Origin of the sequence: Parenemella sanctibonifatiensis (genome assembly GCF_002250565.1) — a bacterium.
GTDB classification, from domain to species: domain Bacteria; phylum Actinomycetota; class Actinomycetes; order Propionibacteriales; family Propionibacteriaceae; genus Parenemella; species Parenemella sanctibonifatiensis.
The window spans coordinates 33,210-54,375 of the sequence record NZ_NMVJ01000001.1; the positions used below are offsets into that span (position 1 = coordinate 33,210).

At 67.5% G+C, this 21,166-nt stretch carries 21 protein-coding genes; 8 read left to right on the forward strand and 13 right to left on the reverse strand.

Features of this window, described 5'->3' with window-relative positions; all coding sequences use genetic code 11:
• Positions 1-27 precede the first annotated feature (27 nt).
• The 4 genes from CGZ91_RS00190 to CGZ91_RS00205 all read right to left on the reverse strand — a co-directional run bounded on the left by CGZ91_RS00190 (position 28) and on the right by CGZ91_RS00205 (position 5,180).
• Positions 28-2,049, reverse strand: a complete 2,022-nt coding sequence (locus CGZ91_RS00190) for a glycoside hydrolase 5 family protein (protein ID WP_094452017.1) — start codon at positions 2,047-2,049, stop codon at positions 28-30.
• An 81-nt stretch (positions 2,050-2,130) separates the two neighbouring features.
• On the reverse strand, positions 2,131-3,786 hold the full coding sequence (locus CGZ91_RS00195) for a type 2 periplasmic-binding domain-containing protein (protein ID WP_094452018.1): 1,656 nt from the start codon (positions 3,784-3,786) through the stop codon (positions 2,131-2,133).
• A gap of 109 nt (positions 3,787-3,895) precedes the next feature.
• Positions 3,896-4,594, reverse strand: a complete 699-nt coding sequence (locus tag CGZ91_RS00200; protein WP_094452019.1) for a YqeB family protein — start codon at positions 4,592-4,594, stop codon at positions 3,896-3,898.
• Complete coding sequence (locus tag CGZ91_RS00205) at positions 4,587-5,180, reverse strand: TetR/AcrR family transcriptional regulator (RefSeq protein WP_094452020.1); 594 nt, start codon at positions 5,178-5,180, stop codon at positions 4,587-4,589. The genes CGZ91_RS00200 and CGZ91_RS00205 overlap by 8 nt, the downstream gene beginning before the upstream one ends.
• 200 nt (positions 5,181-5,380) lie before the next feature.
• On the opposite strand from CGZ91_RS00205, the gene CGZ91_RS00210 reads away from it, so the two are divergent.
• Positions 5,381-5,893, forward strand: coding sequence for a GNAT family N-acetyltransferase (locus tag CGZ91_RS00210; protein ID WP_179229145.1), 513 nt, complete (start codon positions 5,381-5,383; stop codon positions 5,891-5,893).
• Between the two features lie 60 nt (positions 5,894-5,953).
• Here the strand turns inward: CGZ91_RS00210 and hemW are convergent, their stop codons facing one another.
• Complete coding sequence (gene hemW / locus CGZ91_RS00215) at positions 5,954-7,168, reverse strand: radical SAM family heme chaperone HemW (protein WP_407670825.1); 1,215 nt, start codon at positions 7,166-7,168, stop codon at positions 5,954-5,956.
• An 86-nt stretch (positions 7,169-7,254) separates the two neighbouring features.
• Here hemW and CGZ91_RS00220 point away from each other — a divergent pair, with 86 nt between their 5' ends.
• Genes CGZ91_RS00220 through CGZ91_RS00230 form a run of 3 tightly spaced genes read left to right on the forward strand, consistent with a single transcriptional unit; the run spans position 7,255 to position 10,305 of the window.
• Positions 7,255-8,526, forward strand: a complete 1,272-nt coding sequence (locus tag CGZ91_RS00220) for an ABC transporter substrate-binding protein (RefSeq protein ID WP_229116319.1) — start codon at positions 7,255-7,257, stop codon at positions 8,524-8,526.
• Position 8,527: 1 nt separating this feature from the next.
• Entirely contained in the window at positions 8,528-9,478 is a 951-nt protein-coding gene (locus tag CGZ91_RS00225) for a carbohydrate ABC transporter permease (protein WP_094452024.1), read from the forward strand.
• Positions 9,478-10,305: a carbohydrate ABC transporter permease gene (locus CGZ91_RS00230; protein WP_094452025.1), complete on the forward strand. Its 828-nt coding sequence runs from the start codon at positions 9,478-9,480 to the stop codon at positions 10,303-10,305. Before CGZ91_RS00225 ends, CGZ91_RS00230 begins: the two co-directional genes overlap by 1 nt.
• Positions 10,306-10,525: 220 nt before the next feature.
• On the opposite strand, the gene CGZ91_RS00235 is transcribed toward CGZ91_RS00230, so the two are convergent.
• The 3 genes from CGZ91_RS00235 to CGZ91_RS00245 all read right to left on the reverse strand — a co-directional run bounded on the left by CGZ91_RS00235 (position 10,526) and on the right by CGZ91_RS00245 (position 13,964).
• On the reverse strand, positions 10,526-11,317 hold the full coding sequence (locus CGZ91_RS00235) for a DUF2071 domain-containing protein (RefSeq protein WP_094452026.1): 792 nt from the start codon (positions 11,315-11,317) through the stop codon (positions 10,526-10,528).
• A 48-nt stretch (positions 11,318-11,365) separates the two neighbouring features.
• Positions 11,366-13,219: a translation elongation factor 4 gene (lepA, locus tag CGZ91_RS00240; RefSeq protein ID WP_324252643.1), complete on the reverse strand. Its 1,854-nt coding sequence runs from the start codon at positions 13,217-13,219 to the stop codon at positions 11,366-11,368.
• A 112-nt stretch (positions 13,220-13,331) separates the two neighbouring features.
• Positions 13,332-13,964, reverse strand: a complete 633-nt coding sequence (locus tag CGZ91_RS00245) for a hypothetical protein (protein WP_094452028.1) — start codon at positions 13,962-13,964, stop codon at positions 13,332-13,334.
• A gap of 195 nt (positions 13,965-14,159) precedes the next feature.
• Between CGZ91_RS00245 and CGZ91_RS00250 the strand changes: the two genes are divergently transcribed.
• Positions 14,160-14,882: a family 43 glycosylhydrolase gene (locus CGZ91_RS00250; protein WP_094452029.1), complete on the forward strand. Its 723-nt coding sequence runs from the start codon at positions 14,160-14,162 to the stop codon at positions 14,880-14,882.
• A 57-nt stretch (positions 14,883-14,939) separates the two neighbouring features.
• The gene (locus CGZ91_RS00255) at positions 14,940-15,179 is read left to right on the forward strand and encodes a hypothetical protein (protein ID WP_144008433.1); all 240 of its coding nucleotides are present in this window, start codon (positions 14,940-14,942) and stop codon (positions 15,177-15,179) included.
• A gap of 90 nt (positions 15,180-15,269) precedes the next feature.
• Here CGZ91_RS00255 and CGZ91_RS00260 read toward each other — a convergent pair whose 3' ends face one another.
• Both CGZ91_RS00260 and CGZ91_RS00265 read right to left on the reverse strand, forming a co-directional pair.
• Positions 15,270-15,608 carry a P-II family nitrogen regulator gene (locus CGZ91_RS00260; protein WP_094452031.1) on the reverse strand — a complete coding sequence of 113 codons (339 nt, stop codon included), beginning with the start codon at positions 15,606-15,608 and terminating at the stop codon, positions 15,270-15,272.
• Complete coding sequence (locus CGZ91_RS00265) at positions 15,605-16,978, reverse strand: ammonium transporter (protein ID WP_094452032.1); 1,374 nt, start codon at positions 16,976-16,978, stop codon at positions 15,605-15,607. Before CGZ91_RS00265 ends, CGZ91_RS00260 begins: the two co-directional genes overlap by 4 nt.
• A gap of 201 nt (positions 16,979-17,179) precedes the next feature.
• Between CGZ91_RS00265 and CGZ91_RS00270 the strand changes: the two genes are divergently transcribed.
• Positions 17,180-17,809, forward strand: a complete 630-nt coding sequence (locus CGZ91_RS00270) for a rhomboid family intramembrane serine protease (RefSeq protein WP_179229100.1) — start codon at positions 17,180-17,182, stop codon at positions 17,807-17,809.
• Positions 17,810-17,812: 3 nt separating this feature from the next.
• On the opposite strand, the gene CGZ91_RS00275 is transcribed toward CGZ91_RS00270, so the two are convergent.
• Together CGZ91_RS00275 and CGZ91_RS00280 are read right to left on the reverse strand one after the other, a co-directional pair.
• Positions 17,813-18,457 (reverse strand): response regulator, encoded by a 645-nt coding sequence (locus CGZ91_RS00275; protein WP_094452033.1) that lies wholly within the window; start codon positions 18,455-18,457, stop codon positions 17,813-17,815.
• A complete protein-coding gene (locus tag CGZ91_RS00280) occupies positions 18,454-19,659 on the reverse strand; it encodes a sensor histidine kinase (RefSeq protein WP_179229146.1) in 1,206 nt (401 codons plus the stop codon). The genes CGZ91_RS00275 and CGZ91_RS00280 overlap by 4 nt, the downstream gene beginning before the upstream one ends.
• 186 nt (positions 19,660-19,845) lie before the next feature.
• Here CGZ91_RS00280 and rpsT point away from each other — a divergent pair, with 186 nt between their 5' ends.
• Positions 19,846-20,106 carry a 30S ribosomal protein S20 gene (gene rpsT / locus CGZ91_RS00285; RefSeq protein WP_094451365.1) on the forward strand — a complete coding sequence of 87 codons (261 nt, stop codon included), beginning with the start codon at positions 19,846-19,848 and terminating at the stop codon, positions 20,104-20,106.
• 91 nt (positions 20,107-20,197) lie between these two features.
• Here the strand turns inward: rpsT and holA are convergent, their stop codons facing one another.
• Complete coding sequence (holA, locus tag CGZ91_RS00290) at positions 20,198-21,163, reverse strand: DNA polymerase III subunit delta (RefSeq protein WP_229116128.1); 966 nt, start codon at positions 21,161-21,163, stop codon at positions 20,198-20,200.
• Positions 21,164-21,166 lie beyond the last annotated feature (3 nt).

Below are 21,166 nucleotides of genomic sequence, written 5' to 3' on the forward strand. Positions count from 1 at the left end.
GCTAACGCCGCCGCCGGCGTACGCCGATCAGCCGCGCCGCAGCGGGAACTCCAGCCACTGCACCTGGAGCGGATCCAGGGTGACGGTGAAGGAACTGTCCGCCTCCGGCACCAGCCGGCGCCCCGTGGACGACGACACCACCACCGCACCGGGAGCGGTGAAGGTGATCTCCTGCGGCTCGAACTGGTCCGCGCTCACCACGATCAGGTGACCCCGACCGCCCAGCGTGCGGGTGGTCCAGAACACCTTGCGATTCTCGGTGGCGCTGACCTGGGGCGGCTGCTCCACCGACAGGATCAGATCGCGGCGCTCCACGATCTCGTCTGCGACCGTCTGCGCCCGACCGAAGGCTTCCTCCAGCGTGAGGTCACCCACCATGTCGTCCATGTTGTGCAGGCTGTAGAGCAACAGGCCGGTCGCCCCGGAGCAGATGTACTGCCAGCACATCGAGCGCAGTTCCTCGGTCGTTGGCGGCCGGCCGACACTGGGCGGATAGGCACTCCACCCGAATGACTGGGGCACGTGCCACATCATCCGGTGCGGCAAGTTGGCCCGGGCGTCGGCAGCCAGGGCACCGGCCTGTTCCAGCTTGTTGGTGGGCGTGCCGGTGATCGGATAGTTGTCCACACCGAAGGCATCGGTGGCGCGCATCTGGATGTGGGCCGGGGGCCGGCGGTAGTCGACGGCCAGCACCGGATGGTCCGGGTCGGCCGCCACGACCGCGGCGTAGTGGTCCATCAACCGGTCCCCGTAGATCTTGGGGTCGCGCTCGTCCTGGATGTACCAGGCCAGCAGCGCTGGGTGGTCCTTGTACTGCTCCACCAGCGCGGTGATGTAGGGCACCTCGTCGGCCACCGAGGTGATCTCCGGCGGACAGTAGGGCTCACCGAAGAAGCAGTCCTTGATCGACCCGATCACCTGCAGTCCGTGCTCGGCGTAGAGGTCCAGGGCCGCCTGGGTCGGTTCGCCGTAGGACATCACGTTGGTGAAGGCGGTGCCCTGCAGCAACTCCATGTGCTCGACCGGGTGCCCGGAGGTGAAGAAGCCCAGCGGCAGTTCCAACTCGTCCACACCGTCGGCGGTGTGGTGCAGCCGGCCGTGCCGGTCCACCCAGCGCTGCGGCAGCGGATCGCCGTCGGCCAGCACCGTGATCGGCCAGCTGTCGGTGGCGACCTCGGCGCCGGCGGCATCCAGGAGCGCGATCCGCACCTGGTAGTCGCCTGCGGCCAACCCAGTTGCGGGGTGGGTGAAGACGGTGTCGGCCTCAGCCGGCCCCTCGTCGGCCGTCACCACGGTGCTACCGGAGACCAGTTCGATGCGCAGCCGATACTTCGCCAACGCCTCCTCAGTGAGACCGAGTCTGGCCTGCAGCCGCACCTCGTCGTGGTCGCCGGGGATCACCAGCCCGCGATAGCTGGGGCTGATCAACGCGGTCGCGAACGGGGCGGGGGCCGCCTCGCGCACCACCACCTCATCGAAGTACGCCGCACCGGTCACGCCGGTGGTGAGGAAGAGGGTCAGCCGCAGCCCCGACACCACCGCGGTGGGCGCGAAGACGAGCTCCTGGAATGCCCAGTCCTCAGTCTGGATGCCCTTGCCGTAGCGGCCATAGATCCACTTGCCCGCGGCATCGTAGGCCTCCAGTGCCATCCGGGCACCGTCGGCGCTGTCGGTCCGGGACAGGTTCTCGGCGCGCATCCGGGCCTGCAGGACATACTCAGTGCCGGGCACGAAGGGCAGTTCGGTCTGAGAGGTCAGATAGACCGATGCGTCCTCGCGCGCGATCGTGAGCGCATGGTCGCCGGCGTACGGGTTGTCGGTGGTGCGAGAAGCCTGGTCGGTGAGGTACCAGTCCTCGCTGGCGTCCTCGAAGCCAGTGCTGAAGGTGATCTCACCTTCGGCGAGGTCCTCGGGCGGCAGGTCGGTGACGACCTGGGCCGGCCGCAGCTGGCGTGGTGCCAGGGGGCCGGCCTCGGCCACTCGGGTGAAGCCGGTCGCGGCCAGCCCGGAAACGGCCAACCCTCCCAGCACAGTTCGACGCTTGATCATGAGCAGACTCCTTTGTGTGAGCTCAGGGGGTGATGATCGGATCGTAGGTCAGGTGAGAACAGGTCGGACCACGGGTCAGCCTCAGGCCTGGGCCGCGGCCGCCTCCTGGAACTGTTCCCGGGACGGGTCACCGACGGCCGGCGTCCATTCCTTGCTGACGAAACTGGCCCACGCATCCGGGCTCTCCAGACCTCGGATGATCGAGGTGTGCAGGTCCTTGATACGCGATGTGAACTTGGCTCGCTCCGAGGTCCAGGCCTCCGAGAACAGGCCCAGCGAGGCATCGGGGATGGCGGTCGGCAGGAACTCACTCACGTACTCGTGCATCCTGGTCGCGACGTCGTCGTAGCCCGGGATGTAGATGTCGAACAAGCTGGTACGCCCGGCGTACCCCAGCCCGCCGATCATGTCAGCCGTACGCGGCTCGGACCGGATCACCGGATCAGTGCCGTCGAGGTCGTAATGGACGCCCTCGACGCCGTACTCGCCGGTGAGATACTGCCGGGTGCCGAACGGGGCGGCAATGTAGTTGAAGATCTGCAGCAGTTCCCGCACCCGATCCTCGCTGACCGCCTTGGAGATCGCGGTGAACTCGGGATAGCCACCGCCGGCGCGGTAGTGCGGGGCGGCGCCGCCGCCGTCCCACTTCGGTAGCCGGATGTAACTCTGGCGGCGACCCTTGTGGTTGACGGTGGTGTAGCCCCAGGCCGAGAAGCCTTGGTAGAAGGCGCGGGTGACGCCCTCGCGGTACCAGCCGGACTTCCCGTCCGGGTTGCTGATCGAGTCGGGATGCAGGATGCCGGCAGCGAACATCTCCGCGGAGACCTCCAGGGCCTGGCTGTAGGCCTCGGTCTCGTAGGCGTGGGTGAAGGTGCCGTCATCGGACACGGTCCAGCCGTTCGGCGCCCCGCACATCTGCAGCGCCGGGTTGAGCAGGGTGATCACCGGATCGGCGCCGAGGGCAAACTTCCCGCCCCCGGTCATCTCCTTGAACATGTCGAGCAGTTCCTCACCGTTGGCCGGCTCCGGGTCCGCGGCCAGACCAATGCTCTCCATGTCGTCGCTCCAGACGTTGATCTGGCTGCTGATCGCGACCGTGGGTCGGGTGACGCCCCACAGTCGACCGTTCAACGACGACACCTTCCAGACTGCGCTGGGCAGCGCAGCCAGCGACGGATACTCCTGCACGTTGTCGCCGCTCAGATACGGAGTGAGGTCGTGGAACTTCGACTCCATCATCGATTCCATCTGCGGCACCGGCATGATCATCATCAGGTCGGGCAGGTCATTACCGGCCAGGGTGACGGCAAACTTGTCGCGATACTCGGCGTACCCGCCGATGATGATCTCGAACTGGTTGCCCATGTCGGTGGCGAACTGCTCGTACCAGCGGTTGCCCGGCCGCGGCGTCTGCGCGACCGATCCCTCGGCGAGGTAGCTGAACGGCTCGGTCTGCGGCAGCGGGATGCCGGGCATGTCGGTGATCTCGGGAAAGTGGTAGTACGCCGCTGGGACCCCCTGCTCGGGATCGCCCGGCAGGTCCGGTTCGACGTTTCCGTACGGGGTGTAGGTCGGCAGGCTGTCGTCGGTGGACTGCGCGCCACCGCCGCCGGCGTTGCCACCCCCTGCGCCCGGATCGGCGTCGGTGGAACAGGCAGCCACCCCGGTGGCAGCCAGGCCGAGCCCGGCGGCACCGCCCAAAATCTGGCGACGACTGATGGAGGATGTGATGCCCATGAAAGCAGCTCCTTTGACTGAAACTCTCTGGATCAGTTCGACGCTATTGCGGGCAAGCGTCACCGGGAAGTGCTTTCCATGGCTCGTTACCAAGTTGAGACCCGACGTGTCAGTCCAGCCGACGGACCTGTTGGGTACCGCGCCGGTCACGCACCACCACGCCGACCCCGACCAACTGCCCAGCCAACTCCTCGGCCTCGCCGCGTCGCTTGTCCTCACGGGCCCGTCGCCGTGCCGCCAGCAGGGCCTGAACCGCTTCCGGAAGCTCGGGATCACCTTCGACCCAGGTGGTGTACTGACCTTCGCGTGGGTCGCCGGTGCCCAGCCAGGGATAGTCGGCCCGTCGCAGTGCCCGCCCCAGCGCTGACACCAGCACGTCATCGAGCTCGGCTCGGGCCAATTCGACTCCCCCGTCACCCACGATGACCAGTTCGCCGCCGTCGTGGAAGATCTCCGCGATCTCCTCGCGGGCAAACCGGCGGGATCGCTTGGCAGCGTGCCAGGTCAGGTCCTCGGCCGTGACGTCGACGCTGCCGACCTCCGCACGCCAGCCCTGCCCCAGCAGAGCACCAGCAACCAGGCCAACCACCGCCAGCACCGGAGCCGCGATGACCGGCGGGAAGGCAGCCGGGATCCGCAACACGATCGGCGCCTCTCCGAACAGGCCGATCAGCCAGCTGGCGGCCGGCGCCGCCAGCAGCCCCAGCAGCACGCCGGCGATCGCACCGACAGCCGCGAAGGCCACCACCCAGCCACCGCCGGCCGCGACATGGTCGACCTCGACGTGATCGGTTCTCGCCTCAGCCATGGGAGACCCCGACAGCCAGGTAGGCCGCGACAGTCCGGCGCAGCTTCGCGGCCGGCGGCCCTCCCTCGGCGCCACTGAGGAAGCAGCCGTCACACAGCGACTGCAGCCAGGCCGCAGTCTCAGCCGGGTCGAGCGCCGGATCGATCTCCCCGGCAGCGATGCCGCGGGCGACATGACGGGTGAGCTCGTCGCGCGTGGTGGCATCGGTCGCCTCGACAACGGCGAGCAGCTCGGAGTCGTGCCGAACCCGTCGCATCAGTTCGATCACCAAGCCAAGAGCCAACGGCGAGTCCGCATCGGCGACAAGCTCATCAAGGATGGACAGGATCGCCTCGGTCGGCGGCCGGTCGGCGTACCGATCCAGCACCGCGCGGACCTTGGGGCCGTCCTCGACGAAGATGGCACGGAACAGTGCGGGCTTGTCCCCGAAGTAATAGAAGACGCTGGCCGGGCTCACTCCCGCGCCGCGGGCAACGTCGGCGACGCTGGTCTCCTCGAAACCGCGTTCGGCGAACATCACCGCCGCCATGTCCACCAGCGCCTGCCGTCGCTGGGCCGAGCGTTGCGGGTCTGCCGTGCGCGCCATCGGGATCAACTCCTGCGGATCGGGATGGCAATAGTTTGACTGACCAGTCAGACAATTGTCAATGGTGTCGTCCGCCGAACCCTGCCGGGGCACATCCAGCTAGTCGGCCGGGGATGAGCTCGCCGGCCGCTGCCTGTAATGTTCGACTCATCCCGAGCGGCCCGGCCGGCCGCCTGACAGAGCGATGGAAAGAGAATCTTGTGTCCGAACTCCGCGACGCTCGTGCCGAGGACGCCCTCGGCATTGCCCAGGTGCTCACGCGCGGCTGGCAGGACGCCTACACCGGATTGATGCCGCAGGCCTACCTCGACAACCTCGACCCGAGGGAACGGCTCCCGCACTGGGAGGGCGTCCTCAGCACGCTCGATGAGCGAGAGTTCGTGCTGGTCACCGAGCTCGGTGGCGACGTCGTGGGTGTCTGTCACGTGCGTCCGAGCCGGGACGAGGATGCCACCGCCGACACCGCCGAGATCGTGGCGATCTACGTCAATTCGGGCCTGTGGGGCACCGGAGTGGGCCACGCATTGCACACCGAGGCAATCGCGCGGATGAGGAAGATGGGCTACACCGAGGTCACCCTGTGGGTGCTTGACGGCAACCGACTGGCCAGCAAGTTCTATGACCGACACCAGTGGGCCGAGGATGAGGACACTCGCGCCTTCGAGCGGGAAGGCTTCCAACTCGTGGAGAAGCGTCGCCGTTTGGCGCTCTGAATGTCTCGCCGTTTGGCGCTCTGAATGTCTCGCCGTTTGGCGCTCTGACAGCGGTGCTGGTCAGGGCAGCAGCGAGCGGATGACCGCGTCTGCCAACAGCCTGCCTCGCTGGGTCAGCACGATCCGGTCCTCGACCATCTGCAGCAGTCCCCGATCGATCTGGTCGGGCACCTGCCGCTGCCCCTCCTCGCGTAGGTCGGCGATCCGCAGCCCGGCCGCGAGCCGCAACTCCAGCATCACCTTCTCCACATAGGTGTCCTCATCGCTGAGCACCTCGTGGTCCTCGATCGGCAGGCCGACGGCGACCCGGTCGGCGTACGCGCGCGGATGCTTGACGTTCCACCAGCGCACCCCGGCGACGTGGCTGTGCGCGCCCGGTCCGATCCCCCACCAGTGGTCACCGCGCCAATAGGCGAGGTTGTGCCGGCAGGCGTGGCCCTCCTTGGCCCAGTTCGACAGTTCGTACGCCTGATAGCCCGCCTGCGCGAACAGCTCCTCGGCCAGCAGGTACTTGTCGGCCTGGTCGTCATCATCGGGTGGCGGCATCTGGCCGCGGCGGATCTGGGCCGCCAGCCGGGTGCCCGGCTCAACGATCAGCGCGTACGCCGATGCGTGGTCGGTGTCGGCCTCGATGACGGCCTCCACCGACGTACGCCAGTCCTGCGCAGACTCACCCGGGGTGCCATGGATCAGGTCCAGGCTGATGGATTCGAAGCCGGCTGCCCGCGCCCACCGCACCGCCTCCAGTGCGCGGCCCGGGGTGTGGCGCCGTTCCAGGGTCGCCAGCACGTGCGGCACCGCCGACTGCATCCCCATCGACAGGCGGGTGTAACCGGCCTCGCGCAGTTCGGTCAGATAACGCGGGCTGAGCGTCTCCGGGTTGGCCTCGGTGGTGACCTCGGCGCCCGGCGCGAGGCCGAACTCGGCCTGGATCGTGGCCAGCAGCTGGGCATGCTGGGCCGAGCTGAGCAGGGTCGGGGTGCCGCCGCCGACAAAGACGGTCCGCACCGGCCCGACCTCGCCCAGCAGTTCTCGGGCCCGCCGCAACTCGACCAGCGCTGCGGCCAGATAGCTGGCCGGCCCGGTCCCGGGCACCTCATCGAGTTCACGCGGGGTGTAGGTGTTGAAGTCGCAGTAGCCGCAGCGGGTCGCGCAGAACGGCACGTGCCAATAGATCGACAGGCCCCGGTCACCGGCGCCGGCAGCGATCCGGTCGGTGACGGCAGCGGGCCAGGTCGTGGCGGCGTCGTCCGCAAGCGGCAGCAGTCCTGGAATCACACGCTTCACCCTACTGAGCGACCCCATTCGGACGCGGTGTGCAGGCCGAACCGGTCGCTGAAATTTCAACTATGCTGTCGCCCATGTCCTTCACTCGACGTCATGTCCTCGGCCTGTCGGCCGGTATCGCAGCCGCCGCCACGCTGGCTGCCTGCGGCTCTAACACCGGTCGCCCGAACGAGGGCGGCGGTGGCGGCGACGGCGAGACCCCGAGCCTGACGCAGTGGTACCACGAGTACGGCGAGGACGGCGTCCAGGATGCGGTCACCCGGTACGCCGAGGAATACCCGGACGCCACCGTCGAGGCGGTCTGGCAAGTCGGCGACTACGACAAGTTGGTGCCCGCCGCGCTGCTCGGTCAAGACGCCCCCGACGTCTTCGAATTCGCCAACGGGCCCTCGCTGGACATGATCAAGGCCGGTCAGGTCGTCGATCTCACCGACGTGGTGGGCGATGCCCGCAGCGACTTCCCCGAGTCGATCCTCGCGCCGATGGTCTACGAGGACAAGGTCTGGGGCATCCCGCAGACCGTCGACATGCAGATGCTCTACTACCGCAAGTCCGCCGTCGAGGCGGCCGGCCTGGCGGCACCCACGACGCTGGCCGAACTGGTCGAGGTCTCCCAGGCCGTCGCCGGCAACGGCGGCGGTTTCTTCGCGGGCAACGACGGCGGACTTGGCGTCCTGGGTCAGGTCATCATCTGGGCTGCCGGCTATCCGCTCCTCAACGACGACCTCACCGATGCCGGCTGGAATGACCCGGCCTTCGCCGAGGCCGTGTCTGCCTTCCGTGACTTCTACAACTCCTCTGGCTACGTCAAGGCCGCCTCGGCCGACTGGTCCAGCCCCGCCCCCTTCATCAACGGCGAGTGCAACCTGCAGTGGACCGGCCTGTGGAACCTCCCGCAGATCATGGAGGCCCACGGCGACGACGTCGGCGTCATCCCCTTCCCCGCCATCGGCGGCCAGGGCGAGACCGCAGTGGCCATCGGCGCCTACTCCGCCTGCGTCACCGCCAATCGACCCAATGTCGAAGCCGCCAAGGACTTCGTCCGCTGGCTGTGGATCGATCAGGCCGACAAGCAGGTCGAGTTCTCCACCGCCTTCGGCGCCCACATCCCGGCCCGCACCAGCTTGGCCGGCGAGGCCGAGATGCTGGCCTCGGGCCCCGGCGCTGACGCAGTCGAGATGGTCAACCAGTGGGGCCACGGCCCGGACCTGTTCTGGTCCTCCCCCTCCTCGGATGCCTACTCCAGCGCCCTGAACAACATCGTGGTCCGCGGCGCCGACGCGGCAGCGGAGATCCAGACCGCGGCCAGCGCCGTCAGCGCAGAGCTCAAGCGCCTCAACGGCTGAGGTGTCCACCACCAGCAGCCAGCGGCGTACGCCCGCGACTCGGTCCTGGCGGGACCGGGTCGCGGGGCCGCAGCACCGCAACCTGTGGTTCTGGGCTTTCGTGGGGCCCTTCGTGGTCGGGCTGCTGGTGTTCACCTACGTTCCGGTGCTGTGGAGCGCCTACCTGTCCTTCTTCAACGCCCGCAACACCGTCACCCCGACCGATTTCGTCGGGCTGGACAACTACCTCTATCTGCTGCAGGACGAGGCCTTCCTTCGCTCCTTGGTGACCTTCACGATCTTCGCCGCCGCGATCGTCCCGCTCACCTTCGCCGGGTCGCTGGGGCTGGCGCTGCTGGTGCACCGGCTGCCCTATGCGCAGGCCTTCTTCCGGTCCGCCTTCTTCCTGCCGACGGCCTGTTCCTACGTCATCGCCGCGATGGTGTGGCGGTTGGTGTTCTTCAACGGCGCCCCATTCGGCTTCGCCAACACCGCGCTGACCAGCCTGGGGCTGGACACGGTGCAGTGGCTGACCGGCGCCACGCCGGTGCACTGGATGGTGGTGGTGAGCCTGCGGCTGTGGCTGCAGGTGGGCTTCTACATGATCCTGTTCATTGCCGGCCTGAACCGGATCCCGACCAGCACCTATGAGGCGGCGGCGCTGGACGGGGCGTACGGCTGGCGGATGCTGCGCTGGATCACGCTGCCGCAGCTGCGCGGGGTGTCGGTGGCGGTGCTGATGCTGCTGCTCATCAACGCCTTCCAGGCCTTCGACGAGTTCATGAACCTGTTCAACAGCACCGGTGGCTATCCCCCGTTCGCCCGGCCACCGCTGGTGCACCTGTATCTGCTGACGCTCGGGTCGGGTAGCCAGAACCTGGGCGTCGGCAGCGCCGGCACCATCATCGTGACCGCACTGATCGCGTTGTTCGGGTTGCTGCAGACGCTGGTGCTGAATCGGAGCCAGGACTGATGAAACCGAGCACACCAATGCTGATCGTGCGCTACATCGCCCTGGTGATCGTGGCGGCAATCTTCCTGCTGCCGTTCTGGGTGATCGTGCGCAACGCGTTCTCCGATGCTGCCTGGATCGCCTCCCCGCAGTGGCACTGGCTGCCCAACCAGCTCAACCTCGACACCGTGACCCGGGTGCTGACCAACGACAACGTCCCGATCCTGGGCAGTCTGGTGAATTCAGCCATCGTCTCGGTGCTGCAGACCGCGGGCACCATCATCATCGCCCTGATGGCGGGCTACGGGATGGCCCGGTTTCCGATCCGCCCGGCACGCTGGGTGACGGTGCTGACCCTGTTGACCTTGATGGTGCCGGCAACGGTGACCTTCGTCCCCAGCTTCGTGATGGTCTCCTCGCTCGGCTGGATCTCCACCTTCCGAGGCCTGATCATCCCCACCATGTTCTCGGCGCTCGCGGCGTACATGTTCCGCACCTGGTTCACTGGCTTCCCCCGCGAGCTCGAGGAGGCCGCGATGATCGACGGCGCAAATCGCTGGACCACGTTCTGGCGGGTGGTGGTCCCCAACGCGACCGGCATCATCGGCGCGGTCGGCACCATCACCTTCATCGGCGCCTGGAATGCCTATCTGTGGCCGTTGCTGATCGCGCAGGACCACGACACCCGCACCATCCAGCTGACACTGAGCCAGTACATGACCTCCCAGGGCGTACGCATCCCCGAACTCTTCACCGGTGCGTTGATCTCGATCATCCCGGTCGTGATCGTCTTCCTCGTGCTGCAGCGCTACCTGGTGCAGGGCGTGGAACAGTCGGGCATCGACTGATCCGGCGGGGGCGTACGCCACATCCGGGCTTGGGTGCCGGTGGGGCCATGTGGCGGCTTCCCGCCCACCTCCGGCGGGCCCCGGCTGACGCCGGGTACCGCTTCGGTACGCCCGACCACACCCCGACACCGCCCCATGTCCCCACCTTCAAGGCGGGCTCCGAAGCTCAACATGTTGAGGAAACGTACGCCCGGGACGCAGCCCGCCCGCGGTACGCAGCTCAGCGGTTGAACAGCCGGTTGGGGTTCCAGACGATCTTGGTGTTGGCCAGGTGGACGGCTGCGGAGAGCTTGCCGTCATGGGCGGCAGGCAGGGTCGCGGTGCTGAGGTCGACCTCCACCGGCGACGGCGTCCAGCTGGCCGACTCGGCTTCCAGGTCGACCAGTTCGCCGGCGTCCACCGAGAACAGTCGCCGGCTCGGGGCGCCGCGACGACGGGCGTCGCTGACATTGGTGAAGACGGTGTCGTCAGGCAGCTGATGACGATCCAGGTGCGCGACCAGGTCCAGATCGGCATCGCCGGACTCGCTGACGGCTCGCACGCGCAGCTGGTCGCCGTTCGCGGTGACCGACACCTCGGCGTGTTCCTGCTGCTGCCCCAGCGCGAGCCGGGCACCCATCACTGCCGCCCGGTTGGAGGACAACGTACGCCAGACGAAATGGCCCGGTTCGTCGCCGTGCCGGACGGCGATCCGATAGGACAGTTCGACCTGCTGGAGCGTCTTCAGCTGCGGGATCCCCGGCACGCTGAGCGCGGACACGTCGGCGATGTTGGCAACCATCAGCCCGTACTTGCTGCCATCGGCGGCGAGGTAGGGATCCAGCTCAAGCCCCTTTGGCAACTGCGCCGCGAGCGGCTCGGGATCACAAGCCCAGGTCAGCACCAGAGTGTGACGCATGGTGGAGTTGATCGGCCAGCGCTGTTGCTGCACCTTGCGGATCACCGACCGGGCCGTTTTGATGAACGGCTGGTTGATGGGGAACGGCACCGGGCCAACGATCGGAATGCGCATGGCTCCCAGTGTGGCGTACGCCGACGGCGTACCCCCTCAGGGATTGCCCTACTTCTTGTCCTTGGGGGCCTCAGTGGTCGACAGCGCGGCGACAAAGGCTTCCTGGGGGACCTCGACGCGGCCGACCATCTTCATCCGCTTCTTGCCCTCCTTCTGCTTCTCCAGCAGCTTGCGCTTGCGGCTGATGTCGCCGCCGTAACACTTCGCCAACACGTCCTTGCGCATCGCCCGGATCGTCTCGCGGGCGATCACCCGGGCGCCGATGGCGGCCTGGATGGGAACCTCGAACTGCTGCCGGGGGATCAGGTCCTTGAGCTTGCCGGCCATCATCAGGCCATAGCTGTACGCCTTGTCGCGGTGCACGATCGCGGAGAACGCATCGACGGGTTCGCCCTGCAGCAAGATGTCGACCTTGACCAGATCTGCGGCCTCCTGACCGTCCTCGTCGTAGTCGAGGCTGGCGTACCCCTTGGTGCGGGACTTCAGCTGGTCGAAGAAGTCGAAAACGATCTCGGCCAGCGGCAGCCGGTAGCGGATCTCCACCCGGTCCTCGGACAGATAGTCCATGCCCAGCTGGATGCCACGCCGGTTCTGGCACAACTCCAGAATGGTGCCGATGTAGTCGCTCGGCGTCAGAATGGTGGCACGCACCATGGGCTCGTAGACCTCGGCAATCTTGCCGTCGCCGGGATACTCCGAGGGGTTGGTGACGGTGACCTCACGGCCGTCCTCCATCAGCACCTCATAGACCACGTTGGGGGCGGTCGAGATGAGGTCGAGGTTGAACTCGGCCTCCAACCGTTCCCGGGTGATCTCCATGTGCAGCAACCCCAGGAAGCCACACCGGAAGCCGAAGCCGAGCGCACCGGAGGTTTCGGGCTCGTAGGTCAGCGAGGCGTCGTTGAGCTGCAACTTCTCCAGCGCTTCACGCAGTTCGGGGAAGTCGTTGCCGTCGATCGGGTAGATGCCCGAATAAACCATCGGGTTGGGGTCCTTGTAGCCGCCCAGCGGGGTGTCGGCACCGTGGACGGCGAGCGTGACGGTGTCTCCCACACGGGACTGGCGTACGTCCTTCACACCAGTGATGAGATAGCCGGTCTCCCCCACGCCCAGCGCCGCGCTCTTCATCGGCTCGGGTGAGATGACTCCCACCTCAAGGGTCTCGTGGCTGGCCTTGGTGGACATCATCAGCACCCGTTCGCGGTGCGAGAGGTGACCATCGACAACCCTGACATAGGTCACGACGCCGCGGTAGGTGTCATAGACCGAGTCGAAGATCAGCGCCCGCGCCGGCGCATCGGGATCGCCGACCGGCGGCTCGATCTGCTGGACAACCTCGTCGAGCAGCTCCGCCACGCCGACACCGGTCTTGGCGCTGACCCGCAGCACGTCGCTGGGGTCGCAGCCGATGATGCCGGCCAGCTCGGCGGCGTACTTCTCCGGCTGGGCGCTGGGCAGGTCGATCTTGTTGAGCACCGGGATGATGTGGAGGTCAGCCTCCAGGGCCAGATAGAGGTTGGCCAGCGTCTGGGCCTCGATGCCCTGGGCCGCGTCAACCAGCAGGATCGCGCCCTCGCAGGCGGCCAACGACCGGGACACCTCATAGGTGAAGTCGACGTGGCCGGGGGTGTCGATCATGTTGAGGATGTACGCGGTGTCGTCGACCTGCCAGGGCATCCGGACGGCCTGGGACTTGATGGTGATGCCGCGCTCACGCTCGATGTCCATCCGGTCCAGGTACTGCGCGCGGGCGGCACGTTCGTCAACGACTCCGGTCAGCTGCAACATCCGGTCGGCCAGCGTCGACTTGCCGTGGTCGATGTGGGCGATGATGCAGAAGTTCCGGATGATCGACGGTGGTGTGGCACCGGGCGCGGGTGCGGGCACGGAAATGGCGGGCACGGGTGCTGGGACTCCCTGGGTCGGCTGAGAACTGGATCGGCTGGGAAAGACTGCCCCATCCTCCCACATTCGCCCCCATTCACCAGTGCGGACGCGTCCCGACGGCGCAGCATCAGACACCGACGTGGCTCCGGTGTGCCTCCTCGGTGGCGTCCACGTCGTCGCCGTGGTCCCGGTGCTCGATGGAGTGCCGTTGCGCGAAGTCGATCAACTCAGCCTCCAGCTGCTCCTTGTGCGCAATCAGCGTGGCCCGGATGTAGGCCACTGCCCGGTCCTGGGTGCCGACCCGGATGTCGTAGCTCGCCGCCTGCTGGCGGTGGGCCTCGACGCCAGTGGCGGCGCCGTCGAAGAAGAGGTAGAAGACATGCCCACGGCGGGCCTTGCTGTGCTCACTGACGTAGCCAAGATCGGCCTGGTGCAGTGCGGTGATCGCGTTGGCCCCGATGGTCAGGCCCTGGTAAGTGATGCTGTCCGGGCCGATGTCGATGATGATGCCCGTCGTCCGCGCTTCGGCCATTTTCTTGAACCGCGGCGCCATGAAGAAGATCATCCCCAGCCCACTGAACAGCGCAAAGACGCCCATGGCGACCTGCATGCCCCAGTCGTCCAGCTCGGTGTATGCGTAGTAGGCCCAACCGAACATTGCCGCCGAGATCACCAGACCCACGATGCCGGTGGTGCGAAACATGGATGCCTGGCGCGAGCCCATGGCCTTGCCCAGGGCACTGGCCTCGTACTGACCCATCGGAGTCTCCTTCGGTAGTGTGGCGTCTCGTGAAAGATTCTGGCAGGTGGTGAAGCGGTGGGCGAGCCCCGACCCAGTACCGGTTGTTCACCACCAGCGTGAACTCGATCCGGATGTGACCCTCCCCCAGCCTCTCCACCTTGCTGGTGTCGCCCGCGGTCACCGTCTTCACCGATGATGACCTGAGTCCAGAATGTGTGGGCACCGGCGCTCTATGAGGCCAACGGGAAGTGGTACATCTACTACACCGCCGATGACGGCACCGATGCCAACCATCGCAACTACGTCATCGAGTCCGAAGGCAGCGACCCGGCCGGCCCCTATCACTTCAAGGCCAAGATCGCCGATCACGGTGAGTTCGCCATCGATGGCGAGCCCGTCATGATCGACGGGCAACGCTACTTCTCCTGGTCCGGCCCCGGCGCCGATGGCGCGCCCCGACCCAACCAGATCTATCTGCAGAAGATGGATACGCCCTGGTCGGTCACCGGCGAGCGAATCGCCGTGCCGGTGCCCAACGGGTCCTGCGACGACATCCGCGAGGGTCCGACCGGCCTGGAGCACCACGGCCGGGTCTACCTGACCTACTCGAGCTGCCCGACCGCGTTGCCGGACTATTCGGTGTGGACGGTGTCGATCGCCAACGGCGCCGAGACGTGGATCGCGTACCACGCCAAGAACACCTCCGACACGACCTACAGCTTCCGGACCACCCGAGCGCAGCGGGTCACCTTCCCCGAGGACGACTACCCCTACGTGAAGCCGGTCCAGGCCGGCACCTCGCTGGACGTCCCCTCGGGGGATCCCGGCACCGGTGCGCCGACCGTCATCAATGACACCGAGATGACGTACAGCGGCACGGGCTGGCATTCGGGTGATGGCTGTGGCGTCGAGTGTTTCCGCGGCGATGACCACTAGAGTTGGACCGAAGGCGACACCGCGACCTTCGAATTCACCGGCACCCAGGTGGTGCTGTTGTCGGTGAAGGATCCCTTCAACGGCAAGGCCGAGATCACCATCGACGGCGAGCACGCCAGGACGGTGAACTTCTACGGCAACCCCCGGGTCGGAGAGGGCGTGCAGTACATCAGCCCGAAGTTGCCTCGCGGCAAGCACACCGTCACGGTCCGCGTGCTCGGTGAGCGCGGGGCTCCCTCGACCGTCCCCGAAGGCGGCGCCACGGTCAGCTTCGACCGGGCCGAGATCTACCCCTGATCTAACCAACCCCAACCAGAACGCAGCATGCCCCCGCCACGGCGCGGGGGCATGCTGCGTTCCGATGTGACACATCGGACGATCCGGGACTCAGATGGCGGCCTCACCTTCCGCACGGTCCGAGACCCGGATGACCTGATCCACCGTGGTGACCCAGACCTTGCCGTCACCGGGTTCACCGGTGTGGGCGCAGTCGAGGATCACCTCGATGATGCGGATGGCCTCGAGGTCCTCGGCGAGGATCTCGACGCGCACCTTGGGGATGCGGTTGACGGTGTGGCTGGCGCCTCGGTAGGTCTGGCGCCGGCCCCGCTGGCGGCCGTAGCCGCTGGCTTCCGACACCGTCAGTCCCTTGACGCCGAACCCTTCCAGGCCGGTCTCGACCGCGGCGAGTTGCTCGGTGCGGATGATCGCGGTGATGAGCTTCACTGGCCGACCTCCTCGGTGGCGCGAGCCGGCACCGGCTCAGACTCGTCGTGATCCTTGTCCTCGGCCACGACCTCGGCGGCGATCGACTCGTTGGACATCGGAGCGAGGGTGAATCCGCTGCCGCTGGTGCCCAGACCACCGAACTCCCAGGCGGTCTCGGCGTGCTCGGTCAGGTCGACACCGGCGATCTCGGCTTCCCGGTCGACCCGCAGTCCGATGGTCTTGTGGACCAGCAGCCCGATCAGCAAGGTCATCACGCCGCTGAACACGATCGCCACCACCGTGGCCGCGAGCTGCGCGACCAGTTGGCCGGCGCCGCCGCCGTAGAAAAGTCCGCCGCCCTCACCGTCCACCGGCAATGCCAGGAAGCCCAGCGCGATGGTGCCCCACAGTCCCGACACCAGGTGTACGCCGACGACGTCGAGGGAGTCGTCGTAGCCGAACCGATACTTCAGCGCGACCGCGAAGGCGGACAGGACGCCGGCGATCAGGCCGATCAGCACGGCACCCAGCGGGGAGACATTGGCGCAGGCTGGGGTGATCGCGACCAACCCCGCGACGACACCGGAGGCCGCCCCGAGGCTGGTCGGTACGCCGTCGCGTACCTTCTCCACCAGCAGCCAGCCCAGCATGGCCGCGGCTGGGGCCGCGATGGTGTTCACCATGATCAAGCCAGCCTCGGCCACCGACCCGGCTGCACCGGCATTGAAGCCGAACCAGCCGAACCACAGGATTGCGGCACCAAGCATCACCAGCGGCACTGAATGCGGGCGATGGGCCGGGTCGGTGCCGAAACCGAGCCGCTTGCCGACCAACAACGCCAGCACCAGGGCCGCGACGCCGGCGTTGATGTGGACGACAGTGCCGCCCGCGAAGTCGATGGCCTCACCAAACGCCCCACCGATCACCCCGTCGGCACTGAGCAGGCCACCGCCCCAGACCATGAAGGCCAGCGGGCAGTAGACCAGCGTCACCCACAGCGCGGAGAAGAACAGCCAGCCCGAGAACTTCGCGCGGTCGGCGATGGCACCAGAAATCAGTGCCACGGTGATGATGGCGAAGGTGGCGCCGAAGGCGACCGAGACCAGATCGTCACTGGCCACCAGGCCACTCAGCCCGAACATCTCGAGCGGGTTGCCGAGCAGACCGCCGACCGAACTGCCGGCGGTCATCGAATAGCCCCACAGCACCCAGACGACGCCCACCACCGCGATCGCGGCGAAGCTCATCATGATCATGTTGAGGGTGGCCTTGGCGCGCGTCATGCCGCCGTAGAAGAACGCCACCCCCGGCGTCATGAACAGGACCAGCGCGGTCGCGACCACCACCCAGATCGCCGACACCAGCCCCCACACTTCCTCTGTACCCATGGTTTCCTCCAAGCCGGGGTGCATCCCGGCGCTGCCGTGGCCCGGACCGTGTCCCGAGCTCGAGGCCGAGTCTGGTCAGCCGATGTTTCGGATCACCGCCGCTGATGTTTCAGCCATGTTGCGATCCGGCGGCCTGTGTGACCGGGATGTGACGGCGTACCGGGTGGAGGTGGGTTGCGGCGCCGCGGCAGACTTGGTGCCATGTCAGGTCAGCTGCTGCGTACCTCTCCGAATCCCCCGGCCCGGCGCGTCGAGACGGCCTCCGGGGCGGCGATCGCGATGGGAGGGTTGACCGCGCTGCTGTGGCTCACCGAGATTCTCGACGTGGTGTTCATGGGCTGGTTCGACAGTTTCGGGATCCGTGCCTGGGACCTCACCAGCCTGCCGGCGATCCTGTGGGCGCCGCTGCTCCACTTCGGCTTCAGCCACCTGATCAGCAACACACTTCCGTTCTTCGTGCTCGGCTGGCTGGTGCTGGTGGGGCGGAACGGAATGCGGCGGTGGCTGGGGGCCAGCGCCATCATCACGGTGGTGTCGGGGCTGGCGGCCTGGTTCCTCAGCGCTCCCGGCACCATCACCGCCGGCGCCTCGGGCCTGATCTTCGGCTGGGTGACCTATCTGGTCCTGCGCGGGGTGCTCGCGCGCGACATCCGTGCGCTGGTCATCAGCGTGGTGGTGCTGATCGGCTACGGCGGGGTGCTGTGGGGCGTGCTGCCGACCCAGACCGGCATCTCCTGGCAGGCACATCTGGGCGGTGCGGTCGGCGGCCTGCTGGCCGCCTGGATCATGCGGCCAGAACGTCCCGCACGGGACCGCCCTCTGGTGCGCTGAGCCTCACAGCAGACCCCGTTCGTACGCCGCCCGCACCGCCGCAGCCCGGTCACTGACGCCGAGCTTGCCGTAGATCCGCACCAGGTGGGTCTTGATGGTGGTTTCGCTGACCAACAGCCGTTTGGCCACCTGCCGGTTGGTGCCGCCGGCCGCGACCGCGGCGAGCACCTCGCGTTCCCGGTTGGTCAGTTCAGACTGGTCACTCTGGGGCGTGGTCAGTGACCGCAATGCCGCCGCCGTCAGCACTGACCGGCCGGCCGCGACGTCCAGCACGGCCCGCACCAGGTCGGCGCGCGGCGTGTCCTTGAGGAGATAGCCGTCAGCGCCGGCAGCCAGCGCCTCACGTACATCCCGGTCGGTGTCATAGGTGGTCAGCACCAGCACCTTGACCGCGCTGCCGCCGGCGCGCAGGTGGCGGATCGCCTCGATCCCGTCTCCGCCGGGCATCCGCAGGTCCATCAGCACCACGTCCGGGTGGCGACTGCGGATCACTGCCAGCGCCTCGACGCCGTCGGCGGCTTCACCGACGATCACCAACCGGTCCTCCCGACCCAGCATCCCGGCCAGGCCGTCACGGACCACGGGATGGTCATCGACCAGCACCACCCGCACCTGGTCCGGGGTTCTGGTCGTTGCGGCGCCGGTCATCCCTGCACCTCCACTCGCACCACGCATCCTTCGCCGGGGCTGCTGTCCACCATCAGGGTGCCACCGATGGCGTCGAGTCGTTGTCGCATGCCCGGCAGACCGTGTCCATCACTGTCAGCTTCGTGGTGAAAACCGCGACCGTCGTCACCGACCTCCAGGGTGACGCGGTCGTGCTCATAGGTGAGGCCGACCCGCACCCGGCTGGCGTACGCATGGCGCGCCACGTTGCTGAGCGCCTCCTGGCAGACCCGCAACAAGGTGGCCTCGTGGGGTGTCCGGCGTGGGTGTCCCTCCACGTCAAACTCTGCGGCGGCTGCGTGGTCGCGATTCCAGGCCCGGACCAGCTGGTCCAGCGCCACGGTGAGGTCGTCGTGGTCGAGCCGGGGCGAGGCCAGCGCCGCCACGGCCCGCCGGGCCTCGGCCAGCCCCTCGCGGGCGCTGCGCTGAGCACGTTCCAGCCGAGTCAGATCCGCGGCCGACAGCTGGCCGGCGTCGATTCCCTCCAGTTGGGTGATGACCCCGAGCAGGCTTTGCGCGACGGTGTCGTGGATCTCGCGGGAGAGCCGCTGGCGCTCGTCCAGGGTGCCGGTACGCCTGGCGTGGGCGACCAGTTCGTCACGCAGCTGAGCGCTGCGTTCCTGCTCGGTGCCCAGCCGCTGCAGCGCTTCCTCGCGGTCCGCCAGCGTGCGCTCCCGGCGCCGCTCGGCGATGATGGCCCCGGTGCCGATGAGCATGTTGACGCCGATCAGGATCATGATCAGCGGCGGCCAGTCCTGCACCCCGGCCAGCCCGCCGCCCTGCCCCAGACCACAGCCGGCGGCCGTCAGCAGTAGGGCCGGATAGATGATGCGGCCGCTGAAGATGCGCATCACGTCCATGTATCCGAACCAGGCATAGATGGCGATGAACGGAGTCACGAAGGCAGTGGCGAGGACCACCACCCCGTGCAGGACGAAGAGCAGTTGGGCAACTCTGAGACGTCTCGGCCGGCACCATTCCATCCCGGCCCGCAACATCAGCAGCACCGTTACGGCCGTCCACAACAGCGGCCAACTGCCCACCGGAAGCGGCAACCCGATGGCGAGAGTGGCGCCCATGGTGAGCACCAGCAGCACCGGCGGGACGATGATCGTCCAGGGCGGTGTGCCGCGAAAGTCGCCCTCTGGTTCGAAGACCAGCGACTCACTGCTGCTGGGGATCATGGCACCATTCTTGGGGCGCATCGCGATCGCTGCGATCCTTCGTTGGGTGGACCGGTGTCCTCCGATCGGAGGACGCTGCAATCCTCACCGTACGCGATTTGAGCCCTGGCGGGCTCGATTGCTACAGTGGGCCGTCGCGTCCTCCGTGGACGCCCCTCCAACCAGAGATCTTGTAAAGGCTGAGCCGTGGCAAACATCAAGTCGCAGATGAAGCGCAACCTGACGAACGAGAAGGCTCGTCAGCGCAACAAGGCTGTCAAGGCTGCGCTGCGCACTCATGCCCGTCGCTTCAACGAGGCCGTCGAGGCCGGCGAGACCGAGAAGGCGCAGGAGTACGCCCGGGTCGCCACTCGCGCCCTCGACAAGGCCGCCGGCAAGGGCGTCATCCACGCCAACCAGGCTGCGAACCGCAAGTCGACCATCGCCGCCAAGGCTGCGGCGCTCTGATCGACGGGCCGCACGGTCCTTCAGCATCTGACGGCGGCCCCCGAGTGGGGCCGCCGTCTTTGCGCGCTCTGACCCGTACGCCCGGCCCGGTTCAGGAGCCGCGCGCCACCGACAACACGAGTCGTTCCAGGGCGAAGCCGGCATCGTCGGCGGCGCCCTTGACCTCGCCGTCGGCCCGGGCCGTCGCCTGGATCGCGGCAGCGAGCCGGGCCTGATCCCAGCGGCGGGCCTGGCCACGCAGCTTGCTGATCCGGCTCGGCGGCATCCCCAACTCGCGGGCCAGGTCCCGGTCGTTCATGCCGGAGCTACGCAGGTCCAGAAACTTCACCAGTCGGCGCAGGCCCATCGCCATCGCCGAGGTGACCAGCACCGGTGCGACGCCGCTGCTGAGCGCCCAGCGCAGTTGCTCCATCGCCTGGGTGGTGCGGCCCTCGAGGGCGTGGTCGCAGACGACAAAGCTGGTGATCTCGGCCCGGCCGCCGAAGTAGCGGCGTACCAGCGCCTCATCGATCCGACCGTCCTCACTGTCGGAACTGAGCTGCCCCAGCGCACCGACCAGGGTGCGCAGATCCGTACCGACCGTGTCGACCAACAGTTGGGCGGCCTCGGGTTGGATGGCGATCTTGGCACGCTTGGCCTCGCTCTGGACGAAGCTGACGATCTCCCAGGGCTTGGGGCTGGCAGCCTCGACGACGTCGACGGCCTTGTCCTTGCGCAACTTGTCCAGCAGCGCTTTGCCCTTCTGGCCGCCGCCGTGCACCAGCACCAGCGCGGTGGTGTCGGGCAATTCGGCCACCAGTGACAGCACGGCATCGGTGAGGTCGGTGGGCAGGTTGGCCAGGTCCCGGACCACGGCCACCGACTCTGCGCTGAACAGCGAGGAACCGGTGATCTCGGCGAGCCGGTCGCCGTCGAGTTCGGTGGCGGTGACCTGATTGATCTCGACCTCGGGCGCGGTCTGCCGGGCGGACCGCAGGATCGTCTCGACCGCACGGTCGGCCAACATCTGCTCGGGTCCGGTGACCAGGGTGGTCTGGCCGAAGGGTGACGTGCTCACGGC

Bases quoted from the DNA above. Each gene is read 5' to 3' on its own strand.
- CGZ91_RS00195 (WP_094452018.1), bottom strand. From the start codon at position 3,786: ATGGGCATCACATCCTCCATCAGTCGTCGCCAGATTTTGGGCGGTGCC.
- CGZ91_RS00245 (WP_094452028.1), bottom strand. From the start codon at position 13,964: ATGGGTCAGTACGAGGCCAGTGCCCTGGGCAAGGCCATGGGCTCGCGC.
- CGZ91_RS00190 (WP_094452017.1), bottom strand. From the start codon at position 2,049: ATGATCAAGCGTCGAACTGTGCTGGGAGGGTTGGCCGTTTCCGGGCTG.
- CGZ91_RS00220 (WP_229116319.1), top strand. From the start codon at position 7,255: ATGTCCTTCACTCGACGTCATGTCCTCGGCCTGTCGGCCGGTATCGCA.
- CGZ91_RS00235 (WP_094452026.1), bottom strand. From the start codon at position 11,317: ATGCGCATTCCGATCGTTGGCCCGGTGCCGTTCCCCATCAACCAGCCG.
- CGZ91_RS00200 (WP_094452019.1), bottom strand. From the start codon at position 4,594: ATGGCTGAGGCGAGAACCGATCACGTCGAGGTCGACCATGTCGCGGCC.
- CGZ91_RS00230 (WP_094452025.1), top strand. From the start codon at position 9,478: ATGAAACCGAGCACACCAATGCTGATCGTGCGCTACATCGCCCTGGTG.
- CGZ91_RS00205 (WP_094452020.1), bottom strand. From the start codon at position 5,180: ATGGCGCGCACGGCAGACCCGCAACGCTCGGCCCAGCGACGGCAGGCG.
- CGZ91_RS00275 (WP_094452033.1), bottom strand. From the start codon at position 18,457: ATGACCGGCGCCGCAACGACCAGAACCCCGGACCAGGTGCGGGTGGTG.
- CGZ91_RS00280 (WP_179229146.1), bottom strand. From the start codon at position 19,659: ATGATCCCCAGCAGCAGTGAGTCGCTGGTCTTCGAACCAGAGGGCGAC.
- CGZ91_RS00265 (WP_094452032.1), bottom strand. From the start codon at position 16,978: ATGGGTACAGAGGAAGTGTGGGGGCTGGTGTCGGCGATCTGGGTGGTG.
- CGZ91_RS00270 (WP_179229100.1), top strand. From the start codon at position 17,180: ATGTCAGGTCAGCTGCTGCGTACCTCTCCGAATCCCCCGGCCCGGCGC.